Source organism: Pseudolactococcus insecticola (genome assembly GCF_011170065.1).
Lineage (GTDB): Bacteria > Bacillota > Bacilli > Lactobacillales > Streptococcaceae > Pseudolactococcus > Pseudolactococcus insecticola.
This window is the reverse complement of sequence record NZ_BLLH01000005.1, coordinates 114,299-135,394: the sequence shown is the minus strand read 5'-3', so window position 1 is coordinate 135,394 and position 21,096 is coordinate 114,299. Positions and strand designations below refer to the sequence as shown.

7 protein-coding genes are annotated in these 21,096 nt (G+C 44.6%); 1 reads left to right on the top strand and 6 read right to left on the bottom strand.

The annotated features are described in order from the left end of the window. The 5 genes from Hs20B_RS06005 to Hs20B_RS05985 all read right to left on the bottom strand — a co-directional run. On the bottom strand, positions 1-12,690 hold a 12,690-nt coding region (locus tag Hs20B_RS06005; RefSeq protein WP_172356591.1), incomplete at its 3' end, for an Ig-like domain-containing protein. Positions 12,691-12,992: 302 nt separating this feature from the next. After that, positions 12,993-14,006, bottom strand: a complete 1,014-nt coding sequence (argF, locus tag Hs20B_RS06000; protein WP_172356589.1) for an ornithine carbamoyltransferase — start codon at positions 14,004-14,006, stop codon at positions 12,993-12,995. A gap of 74 nt (positions 14,007-14,080) precedes the next feature. After that, on the bottom strand, positions 14,081-15,703 hold the full coding sequence (gene treC, locus Hs20B_RS05995; protein WP_172356587.1) for an alpha,alpha-phosphotrehalase: 1,623 nt from the start codon (positions 15,701-15,703) through the stop codon (positions 14,081-14,083). Positions 15,704-15,784: 81 nt separating this feature from the next. Further along, the gene (gene treP / locus Hs20B_RS05990; RefSeq protein WP_172356585.1) at positions 15,785-17,755 is read right to left on the bottom strand and encodes a PTS system trehalose-specific EIIBC component; all 1,971 of its coding nucleotides are present in this window, start codon (positions 17,753-17,755) and stop codon (positions 15,785-15,787) included. Between the two features lie 211 nt (positions 17,756-17,966). Continuing rightward, positions 17,967-18,848 carry a Cof-type HAD-IIB family hydrolase gene (locus Hs20B_RS05985; RefSeq protein ID WP_172356583.1) on the bottom strand — a complete coding sequence of 294 codons (882 nt, stop codon included), beginning with the start codon at positions 18,846-18,848 and terminating at the stop codon, positions 17,967-17,969. Positions 18,849-18,925: 77 nt separating this feature from the next. Here Hs20B_RS05985 and treR point away from each other — a divergent pair, with 77 nt between their 5' ends. Then, a complete protein-coding gene (gene treR / locus Hs20B_RS05980) occupies positions 18,926-19,642 on the top strand; it encodes a trehalose operon repressor (RefSeq protein WP_172356581.1) in 717 nt (238 codons plus the stop codon). An 82-nt stretch (positions 19,643-19,724) separates the two neighbouring features. Here the strand turns inward: treR and glmM are convergent, their stop codons facing one another. Further along, positions 19,725-21,080, bottom strand: a complete 1,356-nt coding sequence (gene glmM / locus Hs20B_RS05975) for a phosphoglucosamine mutase (protein ID WP_172356579.1) — start codon at positions 21,078-21,080, stop codon at positions 19,725-19,727. Positions 21,081-21,096: the final 16 nt, after the last annotated feature.

Below are 21,096 nucleotides of genomic sequence, written 5' to 3'. Positions count from 1 at the left end.
AACGGGAACGGTTGCCGTGAAGTTGCCGTTTGGATCAACTGTAGTTGTGCCAATGACATTGCCATCTTTATCTTTGATAAGGATCGTGTCGCCCGGCGTGCCTTTGCCTGTGATTGTGACATTGCCACTGCTATCTGGGGTAGAGACTACCACATCAGATGGAGCACTTGGTTTAGTCGTATCACTTGGTACTGTTACCTTAGCAGGGGCAGATGGAACGCCGTTCTTGCCTGTTTCAGTAACTGTGAGTTCATCACCAGGATTTGCTGGAACGTCTACTGTGAAGTTACCATTTGGATCTACTGTAGTTGTGCCAATTGTATTACCATCTTTATCTTTGATTGTGATGGTGTCACCTGGTGTACCAGTACCCGTAATCGTCGTGTCACCTGCAGCATTTGGTACTGTCGCTGTAACATTATCAGGGACAGATGGAGCCGTTGGTCCGGACGGTACTACGACTTGCGTTGGTTTAGAATTATCACCGTTTTGGTCCGTTTCGATGACAGTTAATTTATCATTTGGTTTAGCAGGTACATCAACTGTGAAGTTGCCGTTTTTATCGACTGTACCAGTGCCGATGACATTACCATCTTTATCTTTGATTGTGATGGTATCGCCTGGTGTGCCTTTACCTGTGATTGTTGTATCACCTGCAGCATTTGGTACTGTCGCTGTAACATTGCCAGGGGCGGATGGAACCGTTGGCACTACAATCGGCGTTTTCGGGTTGTTATCTGGAACAAGTGGGTTGGTACCGTTGTCAACCTCGGCACCATCGTCAACGCCATCACCATCGGTATCAGGGTTGAATGGATCCGTGCCCAAAGCTTCTTCCTCACTGTTAGTCAGACCGTCGCTGTCGGGATCCCCGATGAGCCAGTCAGAGTCGGAATCTTCTGTTGAATCTGAAATTTCAGTAGAGTTGCTATCTTCTGTGGAATCGGAATCTTCGCTTGAATCGCTGTCTTCAGACGAATCTGAGTCTTCACTTGAATCGCTATCTTCTGTGGAATCACTATCTACACTTGAATCGCTATCTTCAGATGAATCGCTATCTACACTTGAATCGCTGTCTTCAGATGAATCGGAATCTTCTGTGGAATCGCTATCTTCTGATGAGTCGGAATCTTCTGTGGAATCACTATCTTCGGATGAATCACTATCTACACTTGAATCGCTGTCTTCAGATGAATCGGAATCTTCTGTGGAATCACTATCTTCTGATGAGTCGGAATCTTCTGTGGAATCGCTATCTTCGGATGAATCACTATCTACACTTGAATCGCTGTCTTCAGATGAATCGGAATCTTCTGTGGAATCACTATCTTCGGATGAATCTGAGTCTTCGGATGAATCGCTGTCTTCAGATGAATCTGAGTCTTCTGAGGAATCACTATCTTCGGATGAATCACTATCTACACTTGAATCGCTGTCTTCAGATGAATCGCTATCTTCTGTGGAATCACTGTCTTCACTTGAATCTGAGTCTTCACTTGAATCGCTATCTTCGGATGAGTCGGAATCTTCTGTGGAATCGCTGTCTTCAGATGAATCTGAGACTTCTGAGGAATCGCTGTCTTCAGATGAATCGGAATCCTCTGTGGAATCGCTGTCTTCGGATGAATCGGAATCTTCTGTGGAATCGCTGTCTTCAGATGAATCGGAATCTTCTGTGGAATCACTATCTTCGGATGAATCGGAATCTTCTGTGGAATCGCTGTCTTCGCTTGAGTCGGAATCTTCGCTTGAATCGCTATCTTCGCTTGAATCTGAGTCTTCACTTGAATCGCTATCTTCAGATGAGTCGGAATCTTCACTAGAATCGCTGTCTTCGCTTGAGTCGGAATCTTCTGTGGAATCACTATCTTCAGATGAGTCGGAATCTTCTGTGGAATCGCTGTCTTCAGATGAATCTGAATATTCTGTGGAGTCGCTGTCTTCAGATGAGTCGGAATCTTCTGTGGAATCACTATCTTCAGATGAATCGGAATCTTCTGTGGAATCGCTGTCTTCAGATGAATCTGAGTCTTCTGAGGAATCGCTGTCTTCGGATGAATCGGAATCTTCGCTTGAATCGCTGTCTTCGCTTGAGTCGGAATCTTCTGTGGAATCACTATCTTCGGATGAATCGGAATCTTCTGTGGAATCGCTGTCTTCAGATGAATCTGAATCTTCTGTGGAATCGCTGTCTTCAGATGAATCTGAGTCTTCTGATGAGTCGCTGTCTTCGGATGAATCGGAATCTTCTAAGGAGTCGCTATCTTCAGCAGAGTCGGAATCTTCTGTAGAATCGCTGTCTTCGGATGAATCGGAATCTTCGCTTGAATCGCTGTCTTCGGATGAATCGGAATCCTCTGTGGAATCGCTATCTTCGGAAGAGTCGGAATCTTCTGTGGAGTCACTGTCTTCGGATGAATCTGAATCTTCTGTGGAATCGCTGTCTTCAGATGAGTCGGAATCTTCTGTGGAATCGCTGTCTTCGGATGAATCGGAATCTTCTGTGGAGTCACTGTCTTCGGATGAATCTGAATCTTCGCTTGAATCGCTATCTTCAGCAGAGTCGGAATCTTCTGTGGAGTCACTGTCTTCGGATGAATCTGAATCTTCTGTGGAATCGCTGTCTTCAGATGAATCTGAATCTTCGCTTGAATCGCTATCTTCAGCAGAGTCGGAATCTTCTGTGGAGTCACTGTCTTCGGATGAATCGGAATCTTCTGTGGAATCGCTGTCTTCAGATGAATCTGAATCTTCGCTTGAATCGCTATCTTCGGATGAATCGGAATCCTCTGAGGAATCGCTATCTTCGGATGAGTCTGAATCTTCAGCTGAATCGGAATCTTCTGTGGAATCACTATCTTCAGATGAATCGGAATCTTCTGTGGAATCGCTGTCTTCGGATGAGTCGGAATCTTCACTAGAATCGCTGTCTTCGGATGAATCTGAATCTTCGCTTGAATCGCTGCCTTCGGATGAATCGGAATCCTCTAAGGAATCACTATCTTCGGATGAATCGGAATCTTCTGTGGAATCACTATCTTCAGATGAATCGGAATCTTCTGTGGAATCGCTGTCTTCAGATGAATCTGAATCTTCACTTGAATCGCTATCTTCGCTTGAATCTGAGTCTTCACTTGAATCGCTATCTTCAGATGAGTCGGAATCTTCACTAGAATCGCTGTCTTCGCTTGAGTCGGAATCTTCTGTGGAATCACTATCTTCGGATGAATCTGAATCTTCTGTGGAATCGCTGTCTTCAGATGAATCGGAATCTTCGCTTGAATCACTGTCTTCAGATGAATCTGAGTCTTCGCTTGAATCGCTATCTTCGGATGAATCGGAATCTTCGCTTGAATCGCTGTCTTCAGCAGAGTCTGAGTCTTCTGTGGAATCGCTGTCTTCGGATGAGTCGGAATCTTCTGTGGAATCGCTGTCTTCAGATGAATCGGAATCTTCGCTTGAATCGCTATCTTCAGCAGAGTCGGAATCTTCTGTGGAGTCACTGTCTTCGGATGAATCTGAATCTTCTGTGGAATCGCTGTCTTCAGATGAATCGGAATCTTCGCTTGAATCGCTATCTTCAGCAGAGTCGGAATCTTCTGTGGAATCACTGTCTTCGGATGAATCGGAATCTTCTGTGGAATCGCTGTCTTCAGATGAATCTGAATCTTCGCTTGAATCGCTATCTTCAGCAGAGTCTGAATCCTCTGTGGAATCGCTATCTTCAGCAGAGTCGGAATCTTCAGCTGAATCTGAATCTTCTGTAGAATCGCTGTCTTCAGCAGAGTCTGAGTCTTCTGTGGAATCGCTGTCTTCAGATGAATCTGAGTCTTCTGTGGAATCGCTGTCTTCAGATGAATCTGAATCTTCTGTGGAATCGCTATCTTCTGATGAATCTGAGTCTTCGCTTGAATCGCTATCTTCAGCAGAGTCGGAATCTTCTGAGGAGTCGCTATCTTCAGCAGAGTCGGAATCTTCTGTAGAATCGCTGTCTTCTGATGAATCTGAATCTTCGCTTGAATCGCTATCTTCTGATGAATCGGAATCCTCTGTGGAATCGCTGTCTTCAGATGAGTCGGAATCTTCTGTGGAATCTGAATCTTCTGTGGAATCGCTGTCTTCAGATGAATCGGAATCTTCGCTTGAATCACTGTCTTCAGATGAATCTGAGTCTTCGCTTGAATCGCTATCTTCGGATGAATCGGAATCTTCGCTTGAATCGCTGTCTTCAGCAGAGTCTGAGTCTTCTGTGGAATCGCTGTCTTCGGATGAGTCGGAATCTTCTGTGGAATCGCTGTCTTCAGATGAATCGGAATCTTCGCTTGAATCGCTATCTTCAGCAGAGTCGGAATCTTCTGTGGAGTCACTGTCTTCGGATGAATCTGAATCTTCTGTGGAATCGCTGTCTTCAGATGAATCGGAATCTTCGCTTGAATCGCTATCTTCAGCAGAGTCGGAATCTTCTGTGGAATCACTGTCTTCGGATGAATCGGAATCTTCTGTGGAATCGCTGTCTTCAGATGAATCTGAATCTTCGCTTGAATCGCTATCTTCAGCAGAGTCTGAATCCTCTGTGGAATCGCTATCTTCAGCAGAGTCGGAATCTTCAGCTGAATCTGAATCTTCTGTAGAATCGCTGTCTTCAGCAGAGTCTGAGTCTTCTGTGGAATCGCTGTCTTCAGATGAATCTGAGTCTTCTGTGGAATCGCTGTCTTCAGATGAATCTGAATCTTCTGTGGAATCGCTATCTTCTGATGAATCTGAGTCTTCGCTTGAATCGCTATCTTCAGCAGAGTCGGAATCTTCTGAGGAGTCGCTATCTTCAGCAGAGTCGGAATCTTCTGTAGAATCGCTGTCTTCTGATGAATCTGAATCTTCGCTTGAATCGCTATCTTCTGATGAATCGGAATCCTCTGTGGAATCGCTGTCTTCAGATGAGTCGGAATCTTCTGTGGAATCTGAATCTTCTGTGGAATCGCTGTCTTCTGATGAATCTGAATCTTCTGTGGAATCGCTGTCTTCTGATGAATCTGAATCTTCTGTGGAATCGCTGTCTTCAGATGAATCTGAATCTTCGCTTGAATCGCTATCTTCTGATGAGTCGGAATCTTCTGCGGAATCGCTGTCTTCAGATGAATCTGAATCTTCTGTGGAATCGCTGTCTTCTGATGAATCTGAATCTTCGCTTGAATCGCTATCTTCTGATGAATCGGAATCCTCTGTGGAATCGCTATCTTCGGATGAGTCGGAATCTTCAGCTGAATCGGAATCTTCTGTGGAATCGCTGTCTTCTGATGAATCTGAGTCTTCTGATGAGTCGCTGTCTTCTGATGAATCGGAATCTTCTGTGGAGTCGCTATCTTCGGCAGAGTCGGAATCTTCTGTAGAATCGCTGTCTTCTGATGAATCGGAATCTTCGCTTGAATCGCTATCTTCTGATGAATCGGAATCCTCTGTGGAATCTGAATCTTCTGTGGAATCGCTGTCTTCAGATGAGTCTGAATCTTCGTTGGAATCGCTATCTTCGGCAGAGTCTGAATCTTCATCGGAATCGCTGTCTTCGCTTGAATCCGAATCTTCACTTGAGTCGCTGTCTTCGTTTGAATCCGAATCTTCACTTGAGTCGCTATCTTCGGCAGAGTCTGAATCTTCACTTGAGTCGCTATCTTCGCTTGAATCTGAGTCTTCACTTGAGTCGCTATCTTCGGCAGAGTCTGAATCTTCTGTGGAATCGCTATCTTCGTTTGAATCTGAATCTTCACTTGAGTCGCTATCTTCGGCAGAATCTGAATCTTCACTTGAGTCGCTGTCTTCGCTTGAATCCGAATCTTCACTTGAGTCGCTATCTTCGGCAGAGTCTGAATCTTCACTTGAGTCGCTGTCTTCAGATGAATCGGAATCTTCACTTGAGTCGCTGTCTTCAGATGAATCGGAATCTTCTGTGGAATCACTATCTTCGGATGAGTCTGAATCTTCACTTGAATCGCTATCTTCGGATGAGTCCGAATCTTCACTTGAATCGCTATCTTCGCTTGAATCTGAGTCTTCACTTGAGTCGCTATCTTCGTTTGAATCTGAATCTTCACTTGAGTCGCTATCTTCGCTTGAATCCGAATCTTCACTTGAGTCGCTGTCTTCGGCAGAATCTGAATCTTCACTTGAGTCGCTATCTTCGCTTGAATCCGAATCTTCACTTGAGTCGCTATCTTCGGCAGAATCCGAATCTTCAGCAGAATCACTAGACTCATCTGATTCTGAATCTTCTGTTGAATCTAGCGCAGTTGCTGATTCGCTATCCGCTGTTGAATCTGAATCTTCATCGGAATCACTGTCTTCAGCAGAGTCTGAATCTTCAGCAGAATCGCTATCTTCGGCTGAGTCTGAGTCTTCACTAGAATCGCTGTCTTCACTTGAATCCGAATCTTCACTTGAGTCGCTGTCTTCGTTTGAATCTGAATCTTCACTTGAGTCGCTATCTTCGGCAGAGTCTGAATCTTCACTTGAGTCGCTATCTTCGCTTGAATCACTATCTACACTTGAATCGCTGTCTTCATCTGAATCGGAATCTTCTGTGGAATCACTATCTTCGTTTGAATCTGAGTCTTCACTTGAGTCGCTGTCTTCAGATGAGTCTGAATCTTCGTTGGAATCGCTATCTTCGGCAGAGTCTGAATCTTCATCGGAATCGCTGTCTTCGCTTGAATCCGAATCTTCACTTGAGTCGCTGTCTTCGTTTGAATCCGAATCTTCACTTGAGTCGCTATCTTCGGCAGAGTCTGAATCTTCTGATGAATCGCTATCTTCGTTTGAATCTGAATCTTCTGATGAATCGCTATCTTCGGCAGAGTCTGAATCTTCGCTTGAATCGCTATCTTCAGCAGAGTCACTATCTTCTGTTGAATCTGAATCTTCGTTTGAATCGCTATCTTCGCTTGAATCTGAATCTTCATCGGAATCGCTGTCTTCGTTTGAATCTGAGTCTTCGCTTGAATCGCTGTCCTCGTTAGAGTCCGAATCTTCAGCAGAATCGCTAGCTTCCGTTGAGTCTGAATCTACTGATGAGTCACTATCTTCTGATGAGTCTGAGTCTTCCGATGAATCACTGTCTTCGGCAGAATCGCTATCTTCGGCAGAGTCTGAATCTTCACTAGAATCACTGGCTTCGTTTGAATCTGAATCTTCATCGGAATCACTGGCTTCGTTTGAATCTGAGTCTTCGCTTGAATCGCTGTCCTCGTTAGAGTCTGAATCTTCACTTGAATCGCTATCTTCAGTAGAGTCGGAATCTTCGGTAGAATCACTATCTTCGGATGAGTCTGAATCTTCACTAGAATCACTGGCTTCGTTTGAATCCGAATCTTCACTAGAGTCGCTATCTTCGGCAGAGTCTGAATCTTCTGATGAATCGCTATCTTCGGATGAGTCGGAATCTTCGCTTGAATCGCTAGCTTCTGATGAATCTGAATTTTCGCTTGAATCGCTATCTTCGCTTGAATCTGAATCTTCATCGGAATCGCTGGCTTCGTTTGAATCTGAGTCTTCGCTTGAATCGCTGGCTTCGTTCGATTCTGAATCTTCAACAGAATCGCTATCTTCGCTAGAGTCTGAATCTTCTGATGAGTCGCTATCTTCAGCGGAGTCTGAATCTTCACTTGAATCGCTGGCTTCGCTAGAGTCTGAATCTTCTGTGGAATCACTATCTTCGCTAGAGTCTGAATCTTCTGTGGAATCGCTGTCTTCAGATGAGTCTGAATCTTCACTTGAATCGCTGTCTTCAGATGAATCTGAATCTTCTGTGGAATCACTTAATTCATCTGAATCGGAATCTTCTGTGGAATCGCTGTCTTCAGATGAATCTGAGTCTTCACTTGAATCGCTGTCTTCGTTAGAGTCTGAGTCTTCTGTTGAGTCGCTATTTTCGCTAGAGTCTGAGTCTTCTGTTGAGTCACTATCTTCGCTAGAGTCTGAGTCTTCGTCAGAATCACTGTCTTCAGCGGAGTCGGAATCTTCACTTGAATCGCTATCTTCATTAGAGTCTGAGTCTTCACTAGAGTCACTATCTTCTGATGAATCGCTATCTTCAGCGGAGTCTGAGTCTTCATTTGAATCGCTATCTTCGTTAGAGTCCGAGTCTTCACTTGAGTCACTATCTTCGGATGAATCCGAATCTTCACTAGAATCACTGTCTTCAGCTGAATCTGAGTCTTCTGATGAATCGCTATTTTCAGATGAGTCTGAGTCTTCTGAGGAGTCGCTATCTTCTGATGAATCAGAATCCTCGTTAGAATCGCTATCTTCCGTTGAATCTGAATCTTCACTAGAATCGCTATCTTCATCGGAATCTGAATCTTCGCTTGAATCTGAGTCTTCAGTAGAGTCGCTGTCTTCTGATGAGTCCGAATCTTCTGTGGAATCGCTATCTTCCGTCGAATCTGAATCCTCACTAGATTCGCTATCTTCAGATGAGTCTGAATCTTCTGAGGAGTCGCTATCTTCAGATGAATCCGAGTCTTCTGATGAATCACTATCTTCCGTCGAATCTGAGTCTTCTGATGAATCACTGTCTTCGCTTGAATCCGAATCTTCAGCAGAATCGCTATCCTCAGTTGAGTCTGAATCCTCATCAGAATCACTATCCTCAGTCGAATCACTCATCTCATCAGAGTCACTATCAACATCAGAATCAAAATCTTCAGCAGAATCGCTGTCTTCAGTAGAATCACTATCCTCAGTCGAGTCAGAAATCTCATCAGACTCAGCAAGCGAGTCATGGTCTTGATCATATGTGATCGTACCGTCGTCAGCCACGATCGTGCCAACGCCGTTTGTTGCCTTGGCATTTTTCAGTGACACTGCCGTCATGACCGCAGCCGCTTTATCAGCAACCCAGCCTGTTTCATCGTTGGCCTCAACCGCGTTCATGGTAACATTGCCGTTAGCGTCTACCTCTGCACCATTGCTAGAAGTAGTACCATCAACAGTCTCACTATCAGGGTCAATCGTGTATGCAGCAACAGTCGGATGCGTATCAGCATCACCATCCACAGCATACAAACTCAAGTCAGCGCCGTCAGGAATCGCCTCTCCTGTCACCAGATCCTTGAAGTAAGTCTTCGTTACAGTCACTGTCTCAACTGTATCGGTATTTTTCGACGGATCATGCGGATAGACATGGTGCACTGTATAAGAAACCGTATAGGTCTCCGTAACTTCAGTCGTATCATGCACTAAAGTAACGGTATAATCCTGTGAATTACCATCAATATTATCAAATACTGTACCATCAGCAGGCATACCGTTCACCAATACCGCATACCCGCTAGCAAGCAAATTAGCAAGTTCAGTTTTGGCTGCCGACATATCCATAACACCATCAGTAACACCACTTAAATTAGTCGTGTTTAATGTGGTGCCAGTTGTATTATCAACAAATTTAACCGTACCAACTTGGGCATCGGCCACATAAGTCACTTGATTTGTTTGTGGCTCTGCATCAGTTGTGCTATTAAAATTAGCTGTGCTATCGATCACAATATTATCAACTGTTTGACTTGCCACGCCATCTACATAACTGGTATAACCATCAATCTGTGGCACTGGGTATGAATCAAAATAAATCGTATTATTACCGATTGGATCGCCATTTTCATCTGTTAAAGATAAACTTTGTGTACCGGTATCAACAACGCCATCACCATCTATATCCATAGGTGTAGTTGCGTACTGGTTAACCGTTTGGGTAGACCCGTCAGGATTGGTAATCGTGATGATTTGTTCTTGTTGGCTAGGCGCTAAAGTATAACTAATATTGGGTACAGAATTTACGTTAGTAGTGCCAGGTCCAGTGATAGTAAGGGTTTTGCCATCTGCTGAAATAGTTGCCTCTGCACCATTTCCATTGGTGTAATCACCATTAGCTTCAGCAATATCAGGACTTTCAAAATAAAAACCATCTGGTGCATCAACAGTAACTGGTGTAATCGTCGTCATCACATTAGTTGGAAAATTATCATAAGCAAAGGAATTGTTGCTACCACCCGGATAATAAATAGTATAGTTTCCTTGAACTGCCTTACCAGTCATCGTGATGTACACATTTTGAGGCGCGCCATCGGTTATTGAAGTACCATTATCAGTGCTATCAGCGATTACTTTGCCATTTAAGGCAGTTTGTATGCCTGTGGCATTTGTAACAGTGGTTGGCACACCATTAACGCTTATGGTGTAAGTGTAGTTACTAGTATTAAGCGTTAAAGTTGGTGTTGTAGTTGTAAAAGCCGTACCTGTTGTACCAGTGTAAGATTTTATGAGTGTTGGATTGCCAATAGTATCTATTGTGTACAAATTTAACGTTTGGCTACTTGCTACAGTGGTGAGTGTTACTGATTGAGCAACGCTATCCGCTGCATCATAAGTACCAGTGATTGTAGCTGTTTTGCCATCAGCAGAAATAGCTACGTTTAATAAGCCATCAGAAGAAACTGATGAACCGCTGAAATAATAACCAGGTTTTACAGTGATCACTGTTTCTGGCACCGTACCGTTTGACACACCTATCAATGGCGTTTCAGTGTTTGTATAGGCACCAGTTTCTGAGATGTTGATCGTTTGAGGGTTCGGCTGCACTGTCACTGTGATGGTATGGTTTTGACCATCATCAGGGACGACATAGGCTGTTGGCGTTGTGACTGTTGTGCCATTATCCTGGATAGACACCGTTGTGTAGCCAGCGGGGATCGTGAGATAACTCGTCAGATCAACCGTTGTGGCACCGATTAGCCCGACGATCGGCCCACCGCCAGGTAGAGTCGTATCGCCAGTACCATCACCATCGCTATCTGCTCGGTAAACAGTGCTTAGCAGTGCTTGCGCTGCAGTATACTTAACCGTGAATGTTTGCGGTGCGCTATCTGTGGTGCTTTGATTATTACTTGTTGCATCAAAGTTTGGATTTGCAGCTAGAGCATCAGCCATTGTGTCATAAGTAGTACCGTCGGGCCCCGTTACGGTATAGGTATAGCCAGCAACGGCTAAGTCGCTATCCGTCGGCAAACTTGGAAATGCTGCGCCAGTTGTGCCGTTATAGCTGACGTTATTGACTGTGCTACCATTTGGTTTTGTGGCATTAACGGTCACAGTTTGCGTATCTGGTGCAACTTCATAGATGATCTGTGCCGTATAGACACTACCATCAGCATTTGGTGTCGTATTATCAGCGGTGAAACTAGCCGGAATAGTCGTGTTGCCAACTGTACCGTAGTAAACATTACCCGTTAGATGGTAGCCAGCAGGGATTAGTCCTGCTCCTTGAAGGGCTGGTGTCATCCCGGCAGGATCAGCTTTTACGCCACTTGCAATACCCGTCATGTTAGTCGTTGGGTTGCCAATATAGCCTGAGTTATTTGCTGTGTCAACGACATTTAGCGTTGTATCCCCTTGTAAAACCGTTGATGATACAGTGGTGACAGGGTTACCTTGATAGGTAACTGTCATTGAGTTTGTACCCGTATTTTGAACGGTGACATCCGTGGCTGTTTTTAAAGTATAGCCTGCAGGGGGAGTTGGGGCGTTATATGAGTATTTATCACTTGTGGCATTTGGCGATAAACCAGTGATACCAATCGTATCACCAGCTTCAGCATCTATGGTAGAATCAGGCAAAACTGTATTACCTGCTTGGTCTACATAGTGAACAGTTACTGGATATGTTCCAACAGAGTAATCAAGTTCAGTAATCGTAGCTGTCAAAGTTTGTGCAGCTGATAACGCTGTCGTAGCGGTTGTGCTACCACCATTAGTACCAACAGAACCAATTATCGCAATACTCTCAACTTGAGGAATTGAATATGCTTGTGTAACAGTTACACCACCAGTGGTATATGAAAGAGTTCCGGTTACCGTACCATCCGAATTAACAACGCCATCTGAATTAGGTGTCCATGAAACTGTAAAAGCACCCGTTGAAAATGCTGCGCCGCTCGCATTGCTTCCGTAAGTAGCATCTAAAAGTTGTCCATCTGAATTAGTTTGACGGAAGAAAACTTTATTTGCAGCAAACTTTGATGATCCACCAGTTAAAAAGTCAGTAGTTTGTGCATAATATGCGCCACCAACAAAAGTTGAATTAGGAATACCAACCTGTCCACGACCACCAGCACTGTTGTTAAGGGTCGAGGCACTTGCGCCACTTCCAACATAATCACCGTTAGCAACCGCAATACTACCGCTACCCATTTGTGATGGTATCACGGGGGCAAGCATGAAACCAAGGGAACCTGTCGTATCAGTTCCTGATAATGTACCACTAAATGTGAATCCGTGAGAAAGATCCATTTGATTGGCAAAAGATGCAACACCACTGGCGTTAACAGTATTTACCAGAGTAAACCCATTTGTTCCATTCGACGTTGCTTGAGCAGTATTGATAAACTGAGAATTATCAGTAACTGTTTTAGCATGATCGCCATTTTCAGCATCTGTAACAGTGCTTATATCGCTTGCCACTGCCTGTGCCGCAACCTGTGTGACAGCACTTTGACTCATGACTGCGCCACCACCGATCAAGACAGCAAGTGCTGTACTCGTATAAAGCCAGTTTTTTCCTCGTTTCCAAGAGCGAAAATGCGTATTTTTTCGCTCAATTGTGTGATCAAACTGACTTGAAAAACGTTTTCTGTCGTGCTTTCCCATGTTTCACCTCTTACTTTAGTTGATTTTTTAAAATTCTTGAAACTATTCAATTAAATTTCCATATTATATTATATCAAAATATGAGAAAATAAACAAGTCAAATGCTTACAAAAAATGGGCAATTCGCAAAGGTGTATAAAAGACTTAACCATACTATTTGTAGCAGTTTATATTTGTTGTATCAGGCATTTCTTTGTCGGACTAAACACAAGAAAAAAAAACAATTTATTTGATAATTTCAGATAACAAAAATTGACTCACCTTATGGCAAGTCAATCTTGTTTTAAAAAATGATGTCAAATTCAGACTTTCGGGATAAATAAATTCCCCAAAGTCGCTGCCATGACGGCTTTAATCGAGTGCAGGCGATTTTCAGCTTCTTGGAAAACGACGGATTTTTCGGACTTAAAAATCTCGTCTGTTACCTCAAGTTCATCATAGCCATACTTATCATGGATTTCAGACATAGTTTTGGTGTCAAGGTCATGAAAGGCAGGTAAACAGTGCATAAAAATGCAGTTGTCATTACCCGTTTTGGCAAATAACTCGGCATTGACCTGATACGGCATGAGTGCCTCCAAGCGCTCATCATACTTGTCTTCCTCACCCATGCTGACCCAGACGTCTGTGTAGATGATGTCGGCGCCTTTTACAGCATCAAGATTACTTGTAATCGTGATCTTGCTACCTGTTTCAGCCGCTTTCTCGGCTGCAATCTGCTGAATCCCAGCTTCAGGCTGTAAGTCATCTGGTGCCAAAATCGTGATATTCACACCTAAAATAGCCGATGTCACCAAAAGTGAGTTTGCCATGTTGTTGCGCCCGTCGCCGATATAGACGAGATTTTTTCCGACATAGTCCCCAAAGATTTCCTTGATGGTCATAAAGTCAGCAAGCATTTGCGTCGGATGCCAAGTGTCGGTCAGCCCATTCCAGACAGGCACGCCTGACTCAGCTGCCAAGGTTTCAACGTCAGACTGTTTAAAGCCACGAAACTGGATGCCGTCAAACATGCTGCCAAGCACTTTTGCCGTGTCTGCCGTCGATTCTTTTTTGCCGAACTGCACGTCATTTGGCCCTAAAAACTCAGGATGCGCGCCCAAGTCATTTGCTGCCACGGTAAATGCCGACCGTGTCCGTGTCGATGTTTTTTCAAACAAGAGCGCGATATTTTTCCCAGCCAGATATTGATGCGGGATATTAGCTTTTTTCAGTGCTTTCAGATGAATGGCAAAGTCGATCAGATAAGCGAGTTCTGCCTGTGTGAAGTCGATTTCTTTGAGCAAGGATTTGCCTTGAAAAATGGTATTTGTCATCAAAATAGTCCTATCTTCTTTTAATCAAGTGATAGGACTATTTTACTGTATATTTATGCAAAAGTCAAGTGTTATTATACATGACTTTGTCCAATCACAAGTGCGAGTGACTGGTAAGGTTGCAATTGACCAGCTGTGATGTCTGCGTAGTTATTGACAAGTACTTCTGCCGTTTCAAACTCTGGTAGTAACTCAAAACCAGCAGGCTGATTTGAAAAATTGTTTAAGACTAACAGTTTTCTGCCATCAAGCTCGCGGATAAAGGCATAAATCTGCTCAGAATCCTGATAAGCTGCCTTGTATGTCCCGTCAGAGATCAGGCTATCTGTTTTACGCAGCTGGATCAATTTTTGGTAAAATTTGAAGATTTCACCGTCTTTATCAGCTGCCACCGTAATCTCTGCGTGGTTTCCCGCCCTAAGCCATGGCTTAGCAGTTGAAAAGCCAGCATTTGCCGTGGCATCCCACTGCATCGGCGTGCGCGAGTTATCACGGGATTTGGTCTGGATGATCTCAAAGGCTGCTTCTGGTGTGAGCCCGTTATCTAGCAGCATCTGATAGGCATTGACCGACTCAACATCAACATAGTCAGCCATGCTCGTAAAGTCTGGATCCACCATGCCTATCTCCTCGCCCATGTAGATATAAGGCGTCCCACGGCTCAGATGAATGCTCGCCGCAAGCATGGTCGCACCTTTTATGCGAAAGTTTTTGTGGTCGATAAAGCGATTGATTGCACGCGGCTGGTCGTGGTTATTCCAAAACAGGGCATTCCAGCCGCCACCGTCGCTCATCTTTTCGCCCCAAGTATGAAAGAGCCGCTTTAGCTCAGCAAAGTCAAAGTCTGTTTTCGTCCATTTTTGCCCGTCAATGTAGTCGACCTTGAGATGATGAAAGTTAAAAGTCATAGCAAGCTCATGGCGCTCAGGTCGGCTGTATAAGAGACAGTTTTCAATCGTGGTCGAGCTCATCTCGCCCACCGTCACGCTGTCGCTATCCTTCCCAAAACTTGCTTGGTTGAGCGCTTGCAGATAGTCATGCGTCAGAGGTCTATCCGTGTACTCAGCCTTTCCTTCATTTTCTGGGTTGTCTTTTAGCATCTCGTCTTTCCCGATCAGGTTGATCACGTCAAATCTAAAGCCATGCACGCCTTTTTCACGCCAGAAATTCACGACTTTATACATCTCATAGCGGACATTTTCATTGCGCCAGTTGAGATCAGCCTGCGTGACGTCAAAGAGATGCAGGTAGTATTTTCCCGTGTCACCAAATGGCGCCCAGGCATTGCCACCGAACTTGGACACCCAGTCGGTCGGCGTGTCTCGCAGGATGAAAAAGTCCTGGTAGTAGGCATCACCAGCAAGGGCTTTTTGAAACCAAGCGTGCTCAGTCGAGACATGGTTGAGCACCATGTCAAGCATGAGATCGATGCCGCGTTTTTTTGCTTCAGCAATCAGGCGTTCGAAGTCCGCCATGGTACCAAAATCAGGATTGATCGCCACATAGTCTGAAATATCGTAGCCATTGTCTTTTTGCGGACTTGGATAGATCGGGTTGAGCCAGATCATGTCAATGCCAAGCTCTGCCAGATAATCCAGCTTTTGGATGATGCCTTGTAAATCCCCAACGCCACTGCCTGTCGTGTCCAGATAGGACTTGGGATAAATCTGATAAATTACTTTATTTTTAAATGTCATCTTTCTTTCCTTTTGTCAGCCTTATAAACGCTTTGCAAACAGCAAAAAGGGCATGTATTAGCCCCTTTTAGCCATTCTTTGTTAGCGTTTTGTCGCAGTCACAACCACGTCACCAGCCTTGACAGCACGCGGAATATCGCCTTCTGTATCTGGTTGGTAGATGTCTTGGTTGGTCAAAATCACAGGTGTTTCGACAATCAAGCCCTGAGACTTGATAAAGTCAATATCAAAGTCAATCAATTTTTGACCCAGTTTGACCGTATCTCCCTGTTTGACATGAGCTGTGAAACCTTTGCCATCAAGCTTGACCGTATCCATGCCGATGTGCATGAGCACTTCAGCACCCTGATCCGAAATCAAACCAATCGCATGATTTGTCGGGAAAAGGGCGGACACAACACCGTCAAATGGTGCTACCAGTGTACCATCACTTGGCTCGATAATCACACCTTGGCCCATGAGGCCTTCGCCAAATACTGGATCTTTGGCTGCAGATAAGGGCTGAACTTGGCCATTGAGTGGACTTGCAATCGCCACCTGAGTGCCTGCTGCAATCGTTGTTTTCTTAATTTCTTCATTGCCTTCAAGTGTTGCCGTGTCAAAGACGTCTTGTACGCCTGAGCCAACACGGTCAATCTTGTTGAAAATACCTGCCTGACGGAAGAACATGGTCAAGATAAACGGCACAACAATGGCAATCAGCATTGGAATCGTGAATTTGAGCATATCAGTGCCGCGAATGGCAAGGATACCAGGAAGACCGCCGACACCAATTGAGTTTGCGCGAATCCCCATAATCGTAGATACCATACCTGCAACCCCTGAGCCAATCATGGCAGCAACAAATGGATAGACATATTTCAAGTTGATCCCGAACATGGCAGGCTCTGTCACACCAAGCCAAGCAGAAATCGTGGATGGTACTGAGATTTCTGCTTCTTTTTCGTTCTTTTTATGCAAGAAATAAATGGCGAGAACAGAGGCCCCTTGGGCGATATTTGATAGGTCGATCAACGGCCATAGATTTGTTGAGCCAAAGTCAGCAATCAGCTGTGAGTCGATGGCAAGTGTGGTATGGTGCAAGCCTGTGATAACAAGCGGTGCATACAAAATCCCGAAGATCCCACCAAACAACCATGACAGTGATGATGTTAAACCAGTATTGACGACAAATGAAATCCCTTGTCCGATTTTCCAACCGATCGGCCCGATGATTGCGTGCGCTGCAACAATCGTTGGTAGCAAGGCAAACAGTGGCACAAAGATCATAGAAACTGCTTCTGGGATATGTTTACGGAAAAACTTCTCTAAGTAAGCAAGCAGGAATCCTGCCGCCATGGCTGGAATCACCTGCGCTTGATAGCCGATCTTGTCCATGGTGAAGAAGCCAAAATCCCAAGTCCAGTTTTTGGCAATCTCAGCTGCCGATGTACTATTAACCGCATAGGCGTTAAGCAACTGCGGCGATACTAGCGTGATCCCAAGGACAATCCCTAGAATCTGAGTCGTGCCCATCTTACGTGTGACTGACCAGGCGATACCAACTGGTAAAAATTGGAAAATCGCTTCACCTGGCAACCAGAGAAATGAGTTGACACCACTCCAAAACTGCGAATTTTCAACAATCGTTGAGCCCCCGAACTGCACACCCTCAAGGATATTTCTAAACCCTAAAATCAGACCACCTACGATAATGGCAGGTAGCAAAGGTGTGAAAATCTCTGACAAAGTGCCAACTAAACGTTGAATTGGATTTTGATGAGATTTTGCTTGGGACTTAACAGCTTCTTTTGATACCCCTTCGATACCTGAAACAGCAGAAAAGTCATTGTAAAATGTCGGCACATCATTACCGATAATGACTTGAAACTGACCAGCATTTGTAAACATACCCTTCGTCGCAGGAATCTTCTCAATGCGGTCCTTATCAGCTTTGTCGTCATCATTTAAGACAAAGCGCATCCGTGTCGCACAGTGCGTGACTGCAGCGACATTCTCTTTACCACCAATAGCTTCTAGCAGCTCTTTGGCATCTTTTTCAAATTTTCCCATCTTTGGGCTCCTTTTAATGTAATCAAAAATTTTGCAAACTTGTACGTACAAGTTTCTTTTATAAATCTAGTATATCATAACTTAAAAATAATGCAAGCGTTTACATGAACTTTTTTTAAGAAATAAAAAAATCAAGTAACAAATACTTGATTTCAAAAATCTAACTTTTTGGGGGCACATCTTTTTCGTGATTTTTCCATTTTTTACGCGCTCACTCCCAAACTTGGTTAATCAACTTATCAATCGCATGGGCAACGCCGTTTTCAGTGTTTTTCAGGGTCTGATATTTGGCGATTTTTTTGACAGCTGGCTCGGCATTGGCCATGGCGATACTTGCGCCGACACGTTCTAGCATGCTGATGTCGTTAAAGTTATCACCGAGTGCTGCGACATCACTAAGCGAGATACCAAGCCTATCAGCCACTTTTTCGAGCGACTTTCCCTTTTGTGCATCAATATGGTTGATTTCGATGTTATTGCTGCCTGATGACGTCACGGCGAGTCCTGGTAGCTTGTCAAGTTCTTGTCTTGCTCTGGCGAGGTTTTTGTCCCCAATCTGCGCCATGGCGAAAATCTTTAAAACAGACAAATCGCCTGCAGCTTGTCTAGCAACTATTTCGTCAAAATTTTCTGCTGCCTTGATTGGTAGTGTCGCCATATGACTTTTGGCAATCACAAGCGCTTCGTCTTCTGTCAGATCAGGCGAGGTGCTTTTGAGCCAGTGGGCAACGCTTGCGAGGCGGTCAGCCTTATTTTCCGTGTAGCCACCTTTATCTGTGAACAGCTCAAAATAAATCTCATGCTGCCGTAAAATAGCCATCGCCGTTTTGAGTTTAACGGTGTCAAGTCCTACCGTAAAGGTGTTCTTCCCGTCTTTGTCAAATATCTGAGCACCATTTGACGTGATAATAGGGACATTGATACCCGCATCCTGAAGAATCGGGCGCGCCTCTTCGACTGATCTGCCAGTGGCTACAATCACAGTCATACCAGCGTTTTGCGCCTGTTTGATAGCTGTGATGTTTTCGGCTGACAGCTCCATTTCGTCGTTGAGCAGCGTGCCATCCATATCTGTTGCGATGAGTTTGATCATGTGACTTCCTTTTCTATGTAATCGGTTTCACTCCCTATTTTAACATATTTCTCAGTTATTTTTGGTAAAATGGTAGTATGAAAAAATACGAAGTGATTTTCCAATATTTAGAGCAGAAAATCCTTGCTGGCGAGTATGCGGCGGGTGATATATTACCCAGTGAAAATGAGCTGACAGCGCTTTTAGATACGTCAAGAGCGACGGTACGACGGGCGCTTGTCGAGCTTGAAAATCGTGGGATGATCCAGAAACAGCGGGGACGCGGCTCGATTGTCATCAAGTCTGACAAGCTTGACTTTCCCATCTCTGGCTTGACCAGCTATAAGGAGCTTGTGTCTGCGCTTCATTTTGAGAGTCTGACGGATGTAGTGCGTTTTGACAAGGTTGAGGTGGATCAGAAGCTTGCTGATCTGACCTTGCTTGAGCTTGGCAGCATGGCATGGTGCATCGTTCGTCGCAGACAGATTGATGGTAAATTTTTGGTGCTTGATACAGATTATATCAAGTTTGATGTCGCACCATTTCTGACGGCTGAGATTGCGCAGGACTCAATCTATCAGTATCTGGAGCATGACCTTAATATTGATATTTCTTTTGCCCAAAAAGAGATCACAATTGACTTTGTCAGTAGCTACGATGCTGAGCTCCTGGATCTCGAAGAACATGATCGGCACGTCGTCAGCGTCAAGAGTCATGTCTATCTCAATGATGCTAGCGTTTTTCAGTACACTGAAAGTCGCCATCAAGTTGATAAATTTCGATTTACTGAGTTTGCTAGGCGGCAGAGAAGATGACAATTTTTTAGAAGCGCTATATACAAAAAACTAGCAGACACAATGTCTACTAGTTTTTTTATATGTTCAAGCTAACTTACGTTCAGTCAATCCCAATCTCATCGCGAACAACAGCGACAATCGTGTCAACATACTCATCAACTTCTGCATCTGTCGGTGCTTCAGCCATGACGCGCAAGAGTGGTTCTGTCCCACTCGGACGAACGAGGATGCGACCATTGCCAGCCATTTTATCTTCCATCTTACTGATAATGTCAGCAATAGCAGGCACTTCCATAGCTTTTGATTTCATGCTGTTTTCGACACGGACATTGACCAACTTTTGCGGGTAGATCACGACCTGTGCTGCGAGTTCTGAGAGTTTTTTACCCGTTTCACGCATGACTTTGACAAGTAAAATTGCAGACGCCTGACCATCACCTGTCGTGTTATTATCAAGGAAGATGATATGGCCCGACTGCTCACCACCAAAGTTATAGCCGTTTTTCTTCATTTCTTCGACAACATAGCGATCGCCGACTGCCGTGATAACGCTGCCAAGCTCAGCAGTTTCTAAGGCCTTATGAAAGCCAAGATTTGACATAACAGTTGTAACGACTGTATTTTTTGCGAGTAAGCCTTTTTCTTGCAAATATTTTCCGACGATAAACATGATTTTATCACCGTCGACAATTGCACCTGTCTCATCAACTGCAATCAGGCGGTCGCCATCCCCGTCAAATGCAAGTCCCAAGTCTGATCCGTTTGCGACCACTTCTTTGGCCAGATTTTCAGGGTGGGTTGAACCAACACCGAGATTGATATTGAGCCCATCGGGGTTTTCGCCAATGACGTGCAGGTCAGCTGATAAGTCACTAAAAACAGTCCGCGCGCTGGTAAATGTTGCGCCATTTGCCGTGTCAAGCGTGATTTTGAAACCGTCGAAACTGCCGTCAGCTGTGCTTTCGAGAAATTCGTCGTACTTGCGAACGGCTTCGCTGTAGTCATGGAGAATACCCAGACCACCAGCCGACGGACGTGGGAGCGTGTCCTCAGCACTGTCTAAGAGCGCCTCAATCTCAAGCTCCTGGCTGTCTTCCAGCTTAAAGCCATCGCCACCGAAGAATTTGATGCCATTATCAAGCGCAGGATTGTGGCTGGCAGAAATCATGACACCAGCTGAAACACCATCTTTTTTGACTAGATAAGCGACACCAGGCGTTGCGATGACGCCAAGATCATAGACTTCTATCCCAACACTCAAAAGTCCAGAGATGAGCGACGTGCCAAGCATTTGTCCTGAGATACGTGTATCACGTGCAACGTAAACTTTTGGTGTATTGACTTCATGCTGTGATAGTACATAGCCACCGAAACGGCCCAGTTTGAAAGCCATTTCTGGTGTCAACTCGACATTTGCCTCACCGCGGACGCCATCTGTTCCGAAATATTTACCCATTTTTTTGATTCTCTTT